General features: G+C 50.4%; 14 protein-coding genes. 7 read left to right on the plus strand and 7 right to left on the minus strand.

Annotation, left to right across the window (positions count from 1 at the left end; genetic code table 11):
- Positions 1 to 28: 28 nt before the first annotated feature.
- Positions 29 to 196 (plus strand): YegP family protein, encoded by a 168-nt coding sequence (locus Pla110_RS10925; RefSeq protein ID WP_197440662.1) that lies wholly within the window; start codon positions 29 to 31, stop codon positions 194 to 196.
- Here Pla110_RS10925 and Pla110_RS10930 read toward each other — a convergent pair.
- From Pla110_RS10930 to Pla110_RS10940, 3 genes are all read right to left on the minus strand, one after another.
- Entirely contained in the window at positions 184 to 1941 is a 1758-nt protein-coding gene (locus tag Pla110_RS10930) for a flotillin family protein (protein ID WP_144995801.1), read from the minus strand. The two genes, Pla110_RS10925 and Pla110_RS10930, sit on opposite strands and share 13 nt — an antisense overlap.
- A complete protein-coding gene (locus tag Pla110_RS10935; protein ID WP_144995802.1) occupies positions 1938 to 2546 on the minus strand; it encodes a hypothetical protein in 609 nt (202 codons plus the stop codon). Before Pla110_RS10935 ends, Pla110_RS10930 begins: the two co-directional genes overlap by 4 nt.
- A gap of 300 nt (positions 2547 to 2846) precedes the next feature.
- Positions 2847 to 4619 carry a hypothetical protein gene (locus tag Pla110_RS10940; RefSeq protein WP_144995803.1) on the minus strand — a complete coding sequence of 591 codons (1773 nt, stop codon included), beginning with the start codon at positions 4617 to 4619 and terminating at the stop codon, positions 2847 to 2849.
- A gap of 46 nt (positions 4620 to 4665) precedes the next feature.
- On the opposite strand from Pla110_RS10940, the gene Pla110_RS10945 reads away from it, so the two are divergent.
- Positions 4666 to 4857, plus strand: a complete 192-nt coding sequence (locus Pla110_RS10945; RefSeq protein WP_144995804.1) for a hypothetical protein — start codon at positions 4666 to 4668, stop codon at positions 4855 to 4857.
- Between the two features lie 41 nt (positions 4858 to 4898).
- On the plus strand, positions 4899 to 5990 hold the full coding sequence (ychF, locus tag Pla110_RS10950) for a redox-regulated ATPase YchF (protein ID WP_144995805.1): 1092 nt from the start codon (positions 4899 to 4901) through the stop codon (positions 5988 to 5990).
- 178 nt (positions 5991 to 6168) lie between these two features.
- Here ychF and hemL read toward each other — a convergent pair whose 3' ends face one another.
- Complete coding sequence (gene hemL, locus Pla110_RS10955) at positions 6169 to 7467, minus strand: glutamate-1-semialdehyde 2,1-aminomutase (protein WP_144995806.1); 1299 nt, start codon at positions 7465 to 7467, stop codon at positions 6169 to 6171.
- Positions 7468 to 7621: 154 nt separating this feature from the next.
- Positions 7622 to 8797 (minus strand): hypothetical protein, encoded by a 1176-nt coding sequence (locus Pla110_RS10960; RefSeq protein WP_144995807.1) that lies wholly within the window; start codon positions 8795 to 8797, stop codon positions 7622 to 7624.
- Positions 8798 to 9134: 337 nt separating this feature from the next.
- Here Pla110_RS10960 and Pla110_RS10965 point away from each other — a divergent pair, with 337 nt between their 5' ends.
- The 4 genes from Pla110_RS10965 to Pla110_RS10980 all read left to right on the plus strand — a co-directional run bounded on the left by Pla110_RS10965 (position 9135) and on the right by Pla110_RS10980 (position 12857).
- The gene (locus tag Pla110_RS10965; RefSeq protein ID WP_144995808.1) at positions 9135 to 10094 is read left to right on the plus strand and encodes an HAD family hydrolase; all 960 of its coding nucleotides are present in this window, start codon (positions 9135 to 9137) and stop codon (positions 10092 to 10094) included.
- 90 nt (positions 10095 to 10184) lie between these two features.
- Positions 10185 to 10688, plus strand: a complete 504-nt coding sequence (locus tag Pla110_RS10970; RefSeq protein WP_144995809.1) for a 3-hydroxyacyl-ACP dehydratase FabZ family protein — start codon at positions 10185 to 10187, stop codon at positions 10686 to 10688.
- A gap of 101 nt (positions 10689 to 10789) precedes the next feature.
- The gene (gene trmB / locus Pla110_RS10975; RefSeq protein WP_144995810.1) at positions 10790 to 11419 is read left to right on the plus strand and encodes a tRNA (guanosine(46)-N7)-methyltransferase TrmB; all 630 of its coding nucleotides are present in this window, start codon (positions 10790 to 10792) and stop codon (positions 11417 to 11419) included.
- A gap of 343 nt (positions 11420 to 11762) precedes the next feature.
- Entirely contained in the window at positions 11763 to 12857 is a 1095-nt protein-coding gene (locus Pla110_RS10980; RefSeq protein ID WP_144995811.1) for a 3-keto-disaccharide hydrolase, read from the plus strand.
- A gap of 69 nt (positions 12858 to 12926) precedes the next feature.
- Here Pla110_RS10980 and trxA read toward each other — a convergent pair whose 3' ends face one another.
- Positions 12927 to 13793 (minus strand): thioredoxin, encoded by an 867-nt coding sequence (gene trxA, locus Pla110_RS10985; protein WP_144995812.1) that lies wholly within the window; start codon positions 13791 to 13793, stop codon positions 12927 to 12929.
- Positions 13794 to 13963: 170 nt separating this feature from the next.
- Positions 13964 to 14464: a 6-pyruvoyl trahydropterin synthase family protein gene (locus Pla110_RS10990; protein ID WP_144995813.1), complete on the minus strand. Its 501-nt coding sequence runs from the start codon at positions 14462 to 14464 to the stop codon at positions 13964 to 13966.
- Between the last annotated feature and the right edge of the window lie 26 nt (positions 14465 to 14490).

Raw genomic sequence — 14490 nt, forward strand, 5'->3', positions numbered from 1 at the left:
TATCCAACGGATTCACTCAGGAGAAACGATGATGGCTGAAGGTGACAAATGGGAAGTTTACAAAGATAAAGGGGGTGAATGGCGTTGGAAGTGCGTCGCTTCCAATGGAAAAGAAGTTGGCGCCTCTTCCGAAGGCTATAAAAATAAAGCCGACTGCATCGAGAACGCCAAGCGGTTTGGATATCAGGAATCCTGATCCCGTTTCGGTTTCGGATCTTTCCGTTTGGGCAATGGAGGTTGCGACTCTTTCTGCGGTGGTGCCTCTTTCAATTGTGAAGAAAGGCGATCAGTCGCTGGCTCTGGTGTCGCAACGTCACTGGAAGACGTCCGGGCTACCACGGGGCTTTTATTAGTTCCGTTTTCACCGGTCGTCTCTTCCTTTTCGCTGTCGACTTCCGAGGTCATCTTTGCCAGATATTCGGGCATTTCCACACCACCGATTTCTTTCATGACTTGCATCATGGGGGGCAAAGTGCCGGTTAACCCCTGCAGGAAATTGGAGGTCGAAGACTGACCGTTGCCGCCGCCATTTTCCCAGACGACCACTTTATCAAACTTGATATTCGAAATCGCCTTGGCAGATGCTTCGACCAAGTTGTCGAAGTGTTCCAGCATAAGCAGTTTAAAGGCTTCATCGGCACCACCACAGGCGTTGATGATTTCCCGCAGTCCTTCCCCTTTACGGGCAAGGATTTCGTACTGCCCTTTTGCTTCTGCTTCGAGGAGGGAGAAGATGGCGGAAGCTTCCCCTTCGGCTTCCAACTTTCGTTTTTCCGCTTCGGCCTGGGCAGCCACGATGATACGGGCTTTTTCCGCTTTCGCCGGTGCTTCTAATTCGGCCCGGCGTTCCGCTTCGATTTTTTCGGCTTCAGCCAACGCAGCTTTAGCCATCGCCCGGTTCTGGGCTTCAAGAACAGCGGCTTCAGCTTCCTTCTTACGGGTTTCACCGAGCTGGTAAGCGATCGATTTTTTAACCATCAGTTCCGCCTGAGCATCCGCAACTTTCGCTTGTGATTCGGCTTCCCCTTTAATGGCATCCGCTTCGTATTCAGCAACCGATATTCGTTTCTGACGTTCCGCATCCGAGACTTGAGCTTCACGCTCGAAGGCGGCCCGCTGTTCGCCGATCTGTTGTTCTTTATCAAGTTCAGCGATTCGAACTGATTTCTCCCGGTGAGCGGCACGAATTCCGATTTCCTGAGTCTTGCCTGCATCGGCCACGGAGACCTGTTTGTCTCGTTCGGCTTCCGCAACGCGGACTTCCCCCAGTTTTAATTGTTCAGCGACATCACCACGTGCTTTCTGAATCGCTTCCGAAGCCGCTTTCTGTCCGATGGCTTCGATGTAACCCGATTCATCAGTAATGTCCGTGATATTCACGTTAATCAGTACGAGGCCGATCTTACGTAACTCCGGTTCCACTGAACTCTGAATCGCCTGCAGAAACTTATCGCGGTCCCGGTTAATATCCTCGATATTCATCGAAGCAATGACCTGTCGCAACTGCCCGAAGATAATATCTTCTGCCTGCTTTTTCACCTGAGCGGTATCCAGACCAAGCAAACGTATCGCCGCATTCTGCATGACCTCCGGTTCAATGGAGATCGCGACCGTGAACACACTGGGTACATTCACGCGGATGTTCTCAATCGAAAGTGCATCCTGTAAGGGAACTTCGATCTGAATCGGTTCCAGGCTCAGGTATTCATAATCTTCCACGATCGGGATGATGACACGACCACCACCATGAATACACTTCGCTACAGAACCTCCCGAGGACCGCCCATACACCACCAGGATGCGGTTGCTCGGGCATCGTTTGTAAAGTTTTGCAGCGGAGCTGAGAATGAAGACTATGATGAACAGCACAAACCCTACCGTGATGAGTGTGGGCAGCATGCCGTCAGGCAATTCGAAAGCCTGTAGAAATATTGGGTTCATAAAGAGAGTTCCTCTGATGTTGGGGGGGCGATAGCTTCTACCGACTTGACTTCCAGAACGCCGGGAGAAAGAACACCTGTCACGACAATTGTCGTGCCGGTCACGATTTCGTCGTCAGCCGTCATAGCTTCGTATTCCATCATCCGTTCCTGCAAAGGGATGGAGACCTTACCCTTACCCGAGTTTTTACCGGGGATCTTTAAATAGACTGTTCCTTGCGTACCTATGGCTCGCTGAATGTTAACGGTTCCGTCGTATTTAAGTTGATACAGGGCCTGAATCAGCCAACCAACGAGATAGAGTACTCCCAATCCACAGGCCACTGCGATCATGAAATTCTGAATGTCCGAACCGGGAAACTGTTTAGAGGCCGCGATTCCGACTAAACCGAAGACAGTGACCCCCGTTAAAATTGCCCGGAAACTGAGAACTCCCACAAGATGGGACCCCCAGCTCGATTCCGCCATATCAAAATCGGCGTCAAAATCAGTATCGGGAAGATCATCAAAGTCAAATCCGTCCAGCAGACCGGTCATACTCAGCAATACTTGAATGAGCATGAGCGCACCGCCAATGACCACTGAATAAAAATAGATATCTTCCATAGTACGGACTCCGTAGAGAGGCTGGACGATAATCGCCGGACGTGATGAAACGGGAACACATGATCAGAATCCATCATGCCCCGCTTACCAACGTAAAGTCAATTTGCGAATGCTATATTTGTTAGCATGAGGATAGATTTCTGACGCAGCGTGCGGAAACTGATCGATGCCATGGGAAACGCAATGAGCGTAAGCATGGATCAATCGGAAAAGGGAATTCATCGTTTTTTATGGAAAAACAGTTTCTCTATCGCGCAGGATCGTGAGGAGCAGCACGCAGACGGTCTTCACTTTTAACGATCACTGATCTGGAGAGGCCTGTTTTCTGAGACTTCCCGGTAGATCTCGTCGATTGCAGTGCGTCTGGTTCACCACCAGCATTGAAATCACAAACAGCAGTATGTAGTACGCCGAGAAGGCGAATTCACTCCAGCTACTGTGAGGTCCCGTGACCAACTGGGCGAGCACGTTCTGTACGAGCAACACCAGCCAGATGATGATATACGGTTTTCGTATACGGGAATAAATCCACTCAGTTTGTGGTTTTCGTGATATAAACCAGAGCCCGACTACCAACAGCAACGTCGGATAAATCACCAGAAAATATTGCCAGAAAAGCTCGCTCCAATATTCTTGATTCCCCCAATGCAGGCCTAACCAGCCTTTTAGGCCACTGCGAATCGAGATGCTGAGTCCTGTAATCAGGGAAAGGTACAAACCCCAGTTTTCGATGTTCCGATCGCCTAAAGGAAATGCCGAGTGTGGTTGAGCGTTTTCATAGTCACTTCGCTTCAACCAATACCACCCCAGACTTCCACTTCCAAGGACGACCAGAAATAACATCCCATGCAGATAGGTGCTTTCTTCTTCATGCAACGGACCGGCGAGTAATATGGCAGCAAGAATAATGACCGCCGTGTAACAGATTGCCGGACAATCGAATTTCCCGAACTGTCGAGGTGATTCGTTCGGAAGATTGGCTTGTGCCTGGTAGGTACCTCGGTAGAACAGATAGTAAGCGAGCGCTGTAAGCATCCAAATTGAAATCGAGATGATCCCAACTGTTTCCAGTGTTGGAATATTGATTATAAAGACAGCGACGATCCAACTGAGTAATCCGAAGACGACCAGCCATTCGAAATTAGGACCTGAGATTGAAGTCCGTGTTGTTACTTGTTCTTGCTCTTTCGCGTTCATAGGACGATTCACCAGAAACCAGGCAATGCCGTATCCCAATCCGATAATCAACCCCTGGGAAGATTCAGAACAACGCCACCAATTGAATGAGGTTTGATCCCAGTAAGTCTCGGCCCATTTCCAATTCTGGATGAGTGACCAACCGCATCCACCGACGATGCCAATCGTAGAAATCAGGGTCACGTTTTTCCAATCGCGTCGGCCGATTTCAAACAGCAGAAATCCAGCGTAGATCGCCAGGTGCCAGACCGCCTCGCGCGAATCGTTAATTAATCGCCCCAACGAGGGATTGTTCTCCAAATCCTGATACTGCAATTCCAGGGAATCATATAGTGGCAGAAACCATTCAGGGAAAGTCTCAAAGAGCGAGAGCATCACCGCACCAGACCCAAACCCACAGGCCAGACGTATAAGCCAATGCCAAAGTCGGGTCTCCCGGATCGATCCACACCAGGCAACCAGACAGGCAGCGAGACCTGCCCAGGGCATTCCGGCGATAAATAACCACAGAAATCCGTACCAGCGGTCGATCTCCACGAACTCCCCTGCACCGGAATTAGTGTACAGCCTCTCGTGGAAAAAGTTGGGCCACTGAGCCCAACCACGGGCACCGGAGAATGCAAATCCGACGATAAATGCCAGAATCACCCAGTTCGACGCGTACCGCCGGTCGCGATGTTCATTACCGTTATGAGACAGATACCACCAACCGGTGCCCCACAATAGCCCGGCAAAAGTACACCCCCAAGAGCCACCGTAGCCTGAGCTACCACGCACCGCCCACGACATGCCCCCCATCGCCGCGAATAACAGGATCGGCAGGACGAGTTCATGATACAGGGAGACACGAGGAGCGGTTGTTCTGTGTTCTGACATGGTGAAAATTCGAATGGAGGTGAAAGTGGCTGGGATGAGTGACGTCATGGCGAGGATATCGTGGCGGGAGCAGGCATTTTCGCACGGAATTCATCGTAAATACAAGCAATCCTGTCCCCAGTCCCGCGAACATTCAGGTAAGACAGGGGCGAAACGGGTTTGTTTCCTCTACGAGGCTGTTTTTCCTCACCTGTTGTGGATGACGCGCGCCGGGGTGATCGATACAATGCCGCTTTGAATTTCGTCCCGTATCATCGCACCCGGAGCCTGTTGTATATCATGGAAGCTGGTATTGTCGGATTGCCGAACGTCGGTAAATCAACCCTGTTCAATGCATTAACCGCCGCCGGAATTGCGAGTGAAAACTTTCCCTTTTGCACGATCGAACCGAACATCGGTGTGGTGGAAGTCCCTGACGACCGCCTGAAAACGATCAATCAATATATGCCGACGGAGAAAATCATTCCGGCAGGTTTAAAGCTGGTCGATATCGCCGGTATCGTTAAAGGAGCCTCCGAAGGGGAAGGTCTGGGAAATAAGTTCTTGTCGAACATTCGCGACGTCGACGCACTTATCCATGTAGTACGTTGTTTCGAAAACGATGACGTTATTCACGTCGAAGGAAAAGTCGATCCGCTCCGGGATGTTGAAACGATCGACACCGAGTTGATGCTCGCCGATTTACAGACGGTGGAAGCCTCCAAAGATCGCGCCGCCAAAAAAGCCCGCGCAGGCGATGCCGAAGCCAAACGGCGAATGGCAATTCTGGAGAAATGCTTTGAGACACTCGATCAGGGTAAGCCAATTCGCAAACTGGAGTTCAGTGATCCGGAAGATCGAAAACTTCTCTCTGGATATCGCTTCCTGACGGCGAAGACCGTCCTGTATCTTGCCAATGTTTCCGATGATGACCCCGAGGGCGAAGGTCCGCACGTGAAAAAACTTCGCGAACAGGCTGAATCGGAAGGGGGATTAGTTATTCCCGTCTGCGCCGCCATTGAAGCGGAACTTCGCGAAATGGATGAAGGGGACCGTCAGGAGATGCTCGAATCGCTGGGCTTAAAAGAGCCCGCCTTGAACGTCGTCGCTCGTGCCGCCTACAAAACGCTTGGGTATCACAGCTACTTCACCGCCGGTCCTAAAGAGATCCGAGCCTGGACTATTCCGATTGGAGCAAAAGCGCCGCAGGCAGCGGGAGTGATTCACACCGACTTCGAACGCGCCTTTATTCGGGTCGAAGTTTACTCTGTCAGCGACCTCGAAGAATTCAAAAGCGAAAAAGAGATCCGCACTGCAGGTCGTCTCCGTGTCGAAGGCAAAGAATACGTCATGCACGACGGCGACGTCTGCCACTTCCTTGCGAACCCGTAAGACGGTTTAATCTTAATTCCACTAGGTGTTGCGCAGAAATCTCGAACGGAGATTCCAGGACGATTCATACTCGTTGACTGGATCTGAACACGGTATCTCTGAGAGCTATTCGCGTTCGAGACAAAGACGACGCATTGTGTGCTTGCGGCATCCTTGGTGTGGTGTCTACCGTTGAATCTCAGCCGGCGATTTCGGTCAGCGTCTCTTCTGCGGCTTTAATCGTGGCATTAATATCCGCGTCCGTTGCCGGAACGGAGACGAAGTTCGCTTCGAACTGGCTGCACGGTAAGTATTGTCCGCGATTGAGCATGCCCCAGAAGTATTTTGCGAACTGGTCGGTGTCGCTTTTCATGGCGACATCCATATTGGTCACCTGTTCCGGATTAAAGAAGAGCGTGAACATGCTGCCGACCTGGGCGAGACTATGTTCGAGACCCGCTTTTTCTGCGGCAGCTTTCAAGCCTGAGGTGAGTCGGGTGGTTTTCTCTTCCAGGGCTGGGTAAGGGTTCGTTTCCTTCAATGTCTTCAATGTCGCGAGACCACAGGCGACCGCGATTGGATTTCCAGACAGTGTGCCTGCTTGATAAACAGGGCCGACGGGTGAGATCGAATTCATCACCTCTTTACGACCACCATAAGCTCCGACGGGCATTCCTCCGCCAATGATTTTGCCGAGGGTCGTCATATCTGGAGTAACTCCGAATCGTTCCTGCGCCCCCCCATAGGCGACGCGGAAGCCGGTCATCACTTCGTCGAAGCAAAGAAGTGAACCATGCTTGGTGCAGAGTTCCCGTAATGTTTTCAGAAACTCCATCGATGGCACAACGACGCCCATATTCCCCACGACGGGTTCCAGAATAACGCAGGCGATTTTGTCCCCTTCTTTGGCAAACGCAGCCGCGACCTGTTCCGTGTTGTTATAGGTGAGGACGAGAGTGTCTTTTGTGCAACCTTTGGGGACGCCCGGACTGGAGGGGTTACCGTGTGTCAGTGCGCCACTTCCCGCCTGAACCAGCAGGCTGTCGACATGACCGTGGTAACAACCAGCGAATTTGACGACGACATCCCGGCCCGTATGACCGCGCATCAGGCGGATGGCGGACATCGTCGCTTCCGTTCCTGAATTGACCATACGGACCGATTCCAGAGAAGGAACCGCTTCACAGAGCAACTCAGCGATCTCGGTTTCGGCGACAGTGGGAGCACCAAAGCTGGTACCACGTGTCAGGGCATCATCCAACGCGGCGCGTACTGCCGGATGTTGGTGTCCCAGAATATGCGGTCCCCATGAACCGATGTAGTCGGTGTATTCATTCCCGTCGATGTCGTACAGCTTGGCACCGTCGCCTCGATCGATCAGAACCGGTTCTCCACCGACTCCTCCGAAAGCGCGAGCGGGACTGTTTACCCCTCCCGGAATAAATTGACAGGCACGGGCAAATTCATCATGAGAATGGGAATAAGTACGGTTGGTCATGGTCTTCCATCAAGCGGTAGGAGAACAACGGCAGATCAGCCAGTCCGCCTGAGGCGAACTAGCTACGTCTCCTGTTGTTATGACCGATCCGCGACGGACCTGCAAGGGTAGCGGTATCAACGAGTTGTTGATTCAACCCGTCGTATTACTTCATCTATTCCGCAAACTTTTCACCGGGAAGCACGTCGATCTTAATTGGAATTTCCAGCATGGGCCATTCCGGATCGTTGAGTTGTAGTTTCACCATTTCGCGGTAAGTCTTGGCTCCTTCAGGAGGAGTCAGCGTGACTTTCACAGGATGAACTTGTTTTCCAGCTTCATCCACTTCCGGTTTTTGCAATTCGACCTTGATCCAGTCCACGGAGGCACTGATGTCGGTGATCGTGTAGGCATACTGCGGAAGAGAGACTAAGTACCCAATATTCTCTTTAGGGGCATCGCCTTCCTCGTCGCTCTCTTTCTGACCGGGTAGGATTTTGAAATGCAGCGAGTCTCGTTGTGCAATAAATGGTTTCGGTTTTCCCTGGACTCCATCGATAACAACTGGAATCCAGATGCGGGGGTGGTCCGGGTCATCAGTAGTAACTTCGACCGTTCCTTTTACTCGATCATTTGGAATTTGATCCGTCGTCTTAATGACAATTTCTTGTCGTTTAATTCCGTCGAATTCCGTTTCGCCCAACTCTGCAGTAAACCAGTCTGAATTGACTCGCATCGATACAATCTTCAGATCGTTACCCCGGTGATCCGCGATCCATGCTGAAGATTTGATTTCTTCTGCTTTGTTCTGGGTAATGTGAACGACTTCCGGTTCAATCACAATTTTTTTCTCGGGCAACGTGACGTTAAAGTGCAACGTCTCTTTACGCGAAATGACATCTTCGTACTTTACTTCGATATCAAACTCGTGTCTTCCCGGTTGCTTGCTGGTTCCGTCAATCGACGCGAGAATATAATAGGCGGCTCCCGGAGCGAGAGCGAAACCCTGATAGTTTTTAACCTCATCTTCTTGAGTCAGTTGATGAACTTTTTTGAGCTGTGGTCCTGCTTTGAAAAATTGAATGCTAACGCATTCGCAGTCGGGGGAGACACTCTCCATTCGTACTTCTTCCGAAGATTTGTTTACGAATGCGTAATAAACCCACGGTCGGTCTTTATGAGTTAATTCTCTGCGTTCGGCGGCGTACTGTTCAAAGACGAGAGCCGGTCGAGGCGTTCCCTCGGGGCACTGCTGCGGAGTGACTCCATTCACATGGGCCACCATGCAGAAAAAGACTGGGATCAATGTTATCCCAAATAGCCATCCGGGAGTGGTCTTGTGAGAGCTCATTAGGACGGTTCCTTCCGTCGATCGGTTTTTCTATGGGAATGCCAGTGGTAAAACTGGTATATCTGAATGTTCGTTTGGGTTCCGCTCTTCTATGGCCACTCAAAGGGCTCAATGGCTTTTTAATAATCAGTGGCTCTTTAATAAACGGCCCCGATGCATTGCACCGGTCTTCGTTAAAATCTTCTGTACCAGAGAATTACAGCGGGAAACCCAAGATTTTTGTAGCAGAATCACAAAATTGCTACAACAGGAATGTTTTGCAGGGAAGATGTACGAACGGTCAATGGTGTCTTCCCAATAGTCTGTTCACGAATTCACCTGCGGAAAATCGGACAAGATGATGGGATTAAGTCTCGATAAATATATCGATTTTCTAGAAAAGCAGAATCGGAACTGGCCGAAAGCTCCCCCTCGGAAGCCGGTCAAAGCAAAACCAATGCTGCGCGTTCTTCCCGGTATTCGAGCGGTTTGCTGGGAAAACTACGGTACTCTAATTCGGATTGCCGATGGCGAACTAGGGCATCGAACAATTCATCCCATGCCGTTGCAGGTCGCGCTGGGAAAAACGATCCAACAGTACAATATGTGGAATAGTATGGTTCGTAAACCGGGAGAACCTTGGGAAGTCCTGCTCCCGCAATATGAAAAGCTGCTTGAAGAGCAACAGATGATGGGCGTTCGGAAAGGGGATGTCCCCGAAACGGATTCTGCGGTCGTTTGGAAGAAAATTCTGGAACGACTGGTGGAACGCGATTATCAGTATGACGTGCGGTTGATGGGGGAGCTGGACGAATTTAGCGAAAAGGTCGCCTATTTCTTTCACGCTTGTCTACAGGGGGTTGAAGCCGAGTCTGAGGCCAGCGATATTATCGAATCGATCCACAATGCCGGTATGCCGCAAGGATTAGCCGACAATGGTCAGAAGTTTACATTCGCTCAAACATTGCGACAGTTCCGCCGTCAAGGTAGACTAAATTCTCCTGAAAAGGTACTTTCTCGTTCTCTATCGGTGTTTTCCATCGATCTGGGCATACGGGCCACATCAGCCAATTTCTTTAAGCAGGTGGCTGAACGCTTCTCCAATGCGGGAATTTCCCCTCATGAAGTGGTGTATATCGGCTCCAAATTGCAGGATCGGTTGGCACTGGCAAGACAAACAGGATTTCGTACGGTGCTCTATGCTGGCGATGTAGGCAGTTTACAAGCGACGAATGAAGGATTGCGTGACCCGCAAACCAAACCGGATTGCCTGATCACCGATTTGATACAGATGAAACAGGTCCTTGGCCTGAACTAATCAACGCGTTCTTGAATATCTCAACGACAATTCGATGACTGGACTCGTCAATGATTGACCGGTCTACTGGCAAACAGAGGGACTCTTCGCATGCCGCCGCGTGCCTTATACGACATTGAAAACTTCAACTACGATAAGCCACTGTTTGACCTGCAGGCCATCCGCAGGGTCAATCCACAGCGTCACGAAATGGAACAATTGACTGGCATTGTCTATGTCGATGAAGAGAACCATGGCGTCGTTGGGTTTAAAGATGTCACCGACAAAGAATTCTGGACGACCGGCCATATGCCCGGCTTTCCCCTGATGCCCGGAGTCATTCTCTGCGAAGCAGCCGCTCAGCTTGCCGGCTTTTACGCTCAGAAATATGGACTTCTTGGAGGGGACTACGTTGGCTTCGGTGGAATGAATGAAGTTCGATTCCGGTCGCCTGTGCTCCCCAACTGCCGCTTGGTGATCGCCGCTCGCGCTGGAAAGATACGTGCCAATCGGCGTGCGGAGTTTGAATTCCAGGGGTTCGTCAACAAGAAGATGGTATTCAGTGGCTCGATGATCGGTGTTCCAATTAATCGTGAACACGAAATTACCAAGTAGCCTTGTTGTCAGCTATTCCTCACTCGACTCGCCCGTCCGCCAAGTGTATGAATGCGTATTCGCTTTTCTGCCTATCAACTCGAAAATCTACGTTTGAAATCATGTCTCGCTCTGTTATTCACGATTTGAAGCCTCATTTCCTGGCGATTGATGAACTTCCGGAACAGCTCGACTGGCAGGAATACTTTGGGAATGATCAACCTGTAGAACTCGACATCGGTTGTGGACGGGGATTATTCGTCTTTCGAGCGACCGAAGAAAACCCCGATCGAAATTACGTAGGTGTTGAGCTCGACTTCAAAAAAGGTCGACACGGTGCGCTACGATTAAACAAGCTTAATCGACCTAACGGACGCATTTGGGGAGGCGACGCCAATCGGGTTCTCGACAAAATTGTCCGCCCTCATTCCATCGCTGCTGTGCATGTTTATTTTCCAGATCCCTGGTGGAAAACACGCCATCGTCGCCGGCGAATTTTCACGAATGAGTTTGTGAATCGGGTCGTGAATGTATTGGAGCCCGAAGGCTATTTGCACTTCTGGACCGACGTGGCTCCCTACTGGGAAGTCGCCTCCGCACTGATGACTCATGACGCTCGATTCGTCTTCTGCGGGACTCCCGAGGAGAAAGAACCGGAACACGATATGGACTACCGGACAAGCTTCGAACGTAAGAAGCGAAAGATTGGCAGCACCATCCATCGTGGGCTCTGGCGGCTCAAACCTGAGTGAGTTCCGGAAGTGGCAATTTCAATATGCCAAATATTCGGGCGAACTCTTCGGAGCAGGTGAGCTTCGTGTAGTGATCACATGGTCATCGTAATGTGTCGCGTTTTGTCAACAGACCCGAATTTCTCAATCGTAGCTGCTCATTAAGTCTTCGGAAATGATGAATTGCACCAGTGTTAACTTGCGTTGACTGTGCCGAACAGGCAAACTGAAGTGCGCAGTAATACATGCACGGACTCCAGTGGAAGCTAATTCCTCTTTCTGACATGTTTGACCTGAAGACTGCGAATGCCGATTGTTTTTGAATTCGTATTACCCCCTTTGCGGGTACCAGTTGGAGTAGAGAATGTTGTCTGACCGAATGACCGTACGATTTCTGTTGTGCCTGACTTTCGCAACCCTCATTTGCGGTAGTCCTCTTGCTGAGGCGCAGGAATCGAAAGATCGAACCAAATACGCGATTACCGAAATCAAAAATGCGGGTTCCGATCTCTTCTTCCAGGGTGAGTACACTGGAAACATCACGACGACTCTCGCCCAGACACATTACGAAAATTACGGTCTCCAGGTGATCTCGCTCGGCGATGGTCTCTTTGAAGGCCTGCTCTATGTCGGCGGACTGCCCGGCTCGGGTTGGAATGGTGTCAATCGCACACTGCTTCAGGGCCGAAAAATCGCGGGCACTGTTCAACTGGCAGGAGCAGCAGCCGAAGTCCAAATCATCAAGAATCAATACGCACTTGTATCATGGCATGGTTACCCGGCCACAGGTTACCTGTCTAAAGTCGACCGATTCAGCCCCACACTTGGTGCAGAACCGATGCCAGGAGCTTTGATACTTTTCAACGGCGAAGACAATGGTCAATTGGCTGAACCTCAAATCACTGAAGAGGGTTTGCTGATGGAAGGCACAGAAACGACCGGCGTGTTTGAAGACTTCTACTTGCACATCGAATTCAAACTTCCTTACATGCCTTATGCACGCGGACAGGCACGAGCAAACAGCGGTGTCTATATTCAGAGCCGTTATGAAGTCCAGATTCTCGATTCATTCGGCCGTATTCCCGAATTCAATTTCTGTGGTGCCTTGTACCGTCAGAAAACGCCAGACATCAACATGTGTCTGCCTCCCCTGCTCTGGCAAACCTACGATATGCGATTTAAACACGCGAAGTTCGACGTCACGGGGAACAAGATCAGTGATGCCAACTTAACCGTCTGGCACAATGGAATCAAAATTCAGGACAACGTTAGTATTGAAACGAAAACAGGTTCTGGCCAGCTCGAAGGCAACTTCCCTCTGCCGACCAAATTTCAGGATCACAGTGATCCCGTTCGTTTCCGCAACATGTGGATCGTCGACTACTCTCCCTATCTTCCGGAACCACTGGAAGACGCACCGCAACTGGAACAGGTTTCTGTTTCTAAACAGCAACCATAATGTGAGCTGAACACACTGAAAAAGGTGGCGTCCCCAAATGGTTGAGGGACGCCCCGTTTAATACAGTGATTAATACAGTAAAGTCGCCAGCTTGCGGCGATAAGTGCTCACTAGCTCAGAGCTGGGGCCAGCCATATCGAACAGCTTAATTAGTGTTTCTTTGGCCGTGGTTGCGGCGTCGCTCGATTTGTCTCTGGAAATAATAGTCAGACAAATCTCAAAGGCTTCTTCCAGTTTTCCAGCAACGGCCAGAGCGTCGGCGAGTTTGATTTGTAAATCAATGTTGTCCGGATTCGCCTCAGCAGCAGCCCGGGCTTCGACCAGATCGCCTGCTTCTTCCGCGTTTTCACGCACGTCCAGTTCATTTTGAACCTGTTGTGCTTCGGGTTCCATAAACCCTCGGGCAGTCAGTTCATCAAGGTACTTACGAGCTTCGTCGAGTCTATTCTGGTCGACAAGTACTCGCGAGAGTGCGATTTTTGCCTGATGGAATTCCGGTTCGAGATCGAGTGCCGCACGAAACTTTTCAATTGCAGTGGATGGTTCGACGACTTCGTAGTTTTCCCCTTCGCGAAAGAGGTCCTCTGCAGGTGAAGGCAGAAAACCAGCGATCCATTCCCGGATCTGTTCTTCAGTCATCAAACCTGCAAACTGATCAACAGGTTGCCCCTCTTTGAAAGCAACCACGAAGGGAATCGATTGCACACGAAACGAAGCTGCCAATTGCTCCTGCGCTTCCGTGTCGACCTTAACCAATAGGAACTTGCCGTTGTACTCGGCTGCCAGCTTTTCCAGGATGGGGGCCAATTGCTTGCATGGACCACACCAGCCCGCCCAGAAGTCGATGACGACCGGCCGGTCGAAAGAGCCTTCCAAGACAAGTTGTTGAAAATTCTCGATTGTTCCGTCGATGACCCAACTGTTTTCAGCAGACATTAAAGCACCCGTTGTTTCTCTTCTGCGATTTTGTACCACCCGCACGAAATGGGCGGAGATTACCCTTAATTTAGTTCTATGCTTCCATCTGACATAGGAACCCGCAAGGGATTATCTCGCTTTCCAGTAGAATCGCCGAACGAGGCACGCTATGCCGTTGAACAACCCGATCACATTGAGTTCTCAAGCCGCTTTTCGTAGATCGCCCATTGTCCGAAGTTTTCTTCGACTTCTATCTGCAATGTATGAATTCCAGTCTCGGTTCTAATATGAAGCCGATCCACTAATTCAGATGCGATCCAAGAGGCGAGTAATTCAGCTGTCGTATTGGCGATGTCCAACAACAGACAATCTTCGGTGGGAAATACCCATCGTTTTTCTTCAAACCGAGCGATCACTTCGTTGTCATTCTGTTCTACGGAGATTGTGGGGTGGAGTGTCGGTAACAACACTCGGTGATCGAGCTCATTGACGATCTCCTGTAATCCATCTCGCAGTGCGATAAAATCGTAGACATAAGAATTCTCATCAAGGTTGCCGCTGACCTCCACTGCGACTCGCCAGTTGTGGCCATGCAGGCGCTCGCAGATGTTGCCATTGAAAGTAATAAAGTGAGCCGCGCTGAAAACGAGGTGGTCCTTGGTAACGCGAACACGATAGCTGTCTGACATTCCTGAATCCTTAACACGAAAACGGA

This window comes from Polystyrenella longa (assembly GCF_007750395.1).
Lineage (GTDB): Bacteria > Planctomycetota > Planctomycetia > Planctomycetales > Planctomycetaceae > Polystyrenella > Polystyrenella longa.